The sequence below is a fragment of the Kitasatospora sp. NPDC093558 genome (assembly GCF_040683475.1).
Lineage (GTDB): Bacteria > Actinomycetota > Actinomycetes > Streptomycetales > Streptomycetaceae > Kitasatospora.
In genome coordinates, this window is record NZ_JBFBDY010000910.1 from 1 (window position 1) to 2,131 (window position 2,131).

Annotated in this window: 3 protein-coding genes and 1 pseudogene; all 4 read right to left on the reverse strand. The window is 71.7% G+C overall.

The genetic code is table 11. The features are described 5' to 3' along the window. Window positions 1-201: pseudogene (locus AB0O00_RS36825) on the reverse strand (alpha/beta hydrolase); the annotation flags it as partial. A 17-nt stretch (window positions 202-218) separates the two neighbouring features. Continuing rightward, entirely contained in the window at window positions 219-638 is a 420-nt protein-coding gene (locus AB0O00_RS36830; protein WP_363659058.1) for a RidA family protein, read from the reverse strand. Between the two features lie 74 nt (window positions 639-712). Next, window positions 713-1,885: a cytochrome P450 gene (locus AB0O00_RS36835; protein WP_363659059.1), complete on the reverse strand. Its 1,173-nt coding sequence runs from the start codon at window positions 1,883-1,885 to the stop codon at window positions 713-715. Next, window positions 1,882-2,131 (reverse strand): hypothetical protein (locus AB0O00_RS36840; protein WP_363659060.1); only part of this gene is annotated, 250 nt, incomplete at its 5' end. The genes AB0O00_RS36840 and AB0O00_RS36835, both read right to left, overlap by 4 nt.

Here is a 2,131-nt window from a genome sequence, read left to right on the forward strand (position 1 = left end):
CGTCCCGCCGCGGCGTATCTCCTCGTCACCGAGCCGCCCCGAGGCGGAGCGGCGGCGCCGGTCCGGGATCAGCTCGGAGGTCAGGGGCATCGGGAGTCCGCCGAGGATCCGGCGGATCGGCCCGGCCAGCTCGGCGTCGAAGGGCGGCGGCGGAGCCTGCGACCCGGCCTGCCGGAGGGAAGGGGAGGAGGTGGGAGTCATGATCTTCCTTGTCCGGTCTACTCGATGGGCAGCAGGGCGAGGGCGTCCACCTCGAGCAGCAGATCGGGGCGGTAGAGCGCCACGATCTGGACCACCGTGCTCGCCGGCGGGCGCTCGGTGTCGATGAACTCGTCGCGCGCAGCCAGGATCCGAGGGACGAACGCGATGTCGGTCACGAAGTAGGTCAGCTTGATGACGTCGTCGAACGTGGCTCCGGCGGCGGCGAGGCAGCGTGCCATGTTGGTGAAGACCTGCCGGGCCTGGGCCGCGGGGTCCCCGGGACCGACCAGTTCGCCGTCGGCGTCGAACGCCATCTGACCGGCGATCGCGGCCACCCTTCCCGGCCCGGTGACCACATGGGTGTACCCGGAGCTGGGCGCGACCCCGGCGGGGTGCGACAGGTGCACGAGGCCGGGCAGTTGCTTCTTGTCGGTCATGTCCTCACTCCTGGACGGGTCGTGATGCGGGTCTGGGGTTGCGGGGGAGGGGCTCGACGGCGCCGGGACGGCCGTCACTTCGCGCCGAGGCGCACCGGCAGCGTCTGCGGGCCGTTGACCTCGATCGACTTCAACCGCCGGGCGGGGCCGCTCTGCTCGATCCGGCCCACGGTGTCCATCAGCTCCGTGAACAGGATCCGCATCTCGGCCCTCGCCAGGGTGCTGCCGATGCAGAAGTGCTCGCCGGCGGCCAGGGCGATGTGGCGGTTCGGGCTGCGCGTGACGTCGAAGCGGTGGGCAGCGGTGAAGAGGTCCTCGTCGCGGTTGGCCGAGGGCAGCCACAGCACGACGCGGTCGCCGGCCTCGACTCTCGTGCCGCGGATCTCCACGCAGCGGGTGGCGACCCGCATGCTGTGCGTCGCGCTGGAGGTCCAGCGCAGGACCTCCTCGATGGCACCGGGCATCAGGGCCCGGTCGGCGGTCAGGCGCTGCCACTGGTCCGGGTGCTCGAGGAAGGCCTGCATGCCCCCGATCAGGGCCAGTCGTCCGTTCTCGGTCGCCCCGATGAGGTTCTCGCAGTTGAGGACCGCCTCCTCCTCGGTCAGCAGCTCCCCGTCCACCGTGCCGTTGACGAGGGCGCTCACCAGGTCGTCGGCCGGCTCCTCCATCCGCCGGTAGAGCAGCTCCATGAAGTACTCGACGAGCATCGGGTGGGAGACCAGCGACGTGTGGGCCTCGAACTCCTCGTTCGTCCACCGGTACAGGTCCTCGTGGTCCCGCTCGGGGATGCCCAGGATGTGGCAGATCACCGACAGCGACAGCCGCCCGGCCACGTCGTCCGCGAAATCGCAGCTGCCGAGGTCAAGGGCCCGCCCGAGGACGCTGCGCGTTGCCGTCCGGATGTAGCCCTCCAGGCCCCGTACGGCGCGGGTGTTGAACCAGTCCGCCATCAGGCCGCGCAGCTGCTTGTGCCGCGGGGCGTCGGTCAGGGCGAGCGTCATGCCGCCGCCCGGGTCGTCGCCGCAGCGCAGCAGTACGCCGCGGGCCGAGCTGAAGGCCGCCGCGTCCCGGTACACCGAGCGGATGTCCTCGTGACGGGTCAGCGACCAGAACGCGGGCAGGTCCGCCGCCTCGTGGCGGTGCACCGGGGAGTGTGCGCGCATCCACTGCCACACGGCGTGCGGATCACCGTGGGCGTGCAGGTCGGGGTCGGTCAGCAGGGCGGGCGATACGGCGGTCGTTGTCATGGCATGACTCCTGGGAAGAGGGCGCGCACACGCTCCGCGAAGCGCTTGGAGATCTCCCGGGCGGTGCTCTCCGCGACGGCGTCGGGCCGGAAGGCGGTGTGGACGAGCAGCCCGCCGTCGTCCGCGGGCCACAGCTCGGTGTGCAGTTCGAGGCCGAGGGCCGCGTCCTGGTGGTCTTCCAGCCGCACCTGTTCAGCCGCACCCAGCAGCTCGCCGAGGAGATGGGGCAGGCGCTCGCGCTGGCCG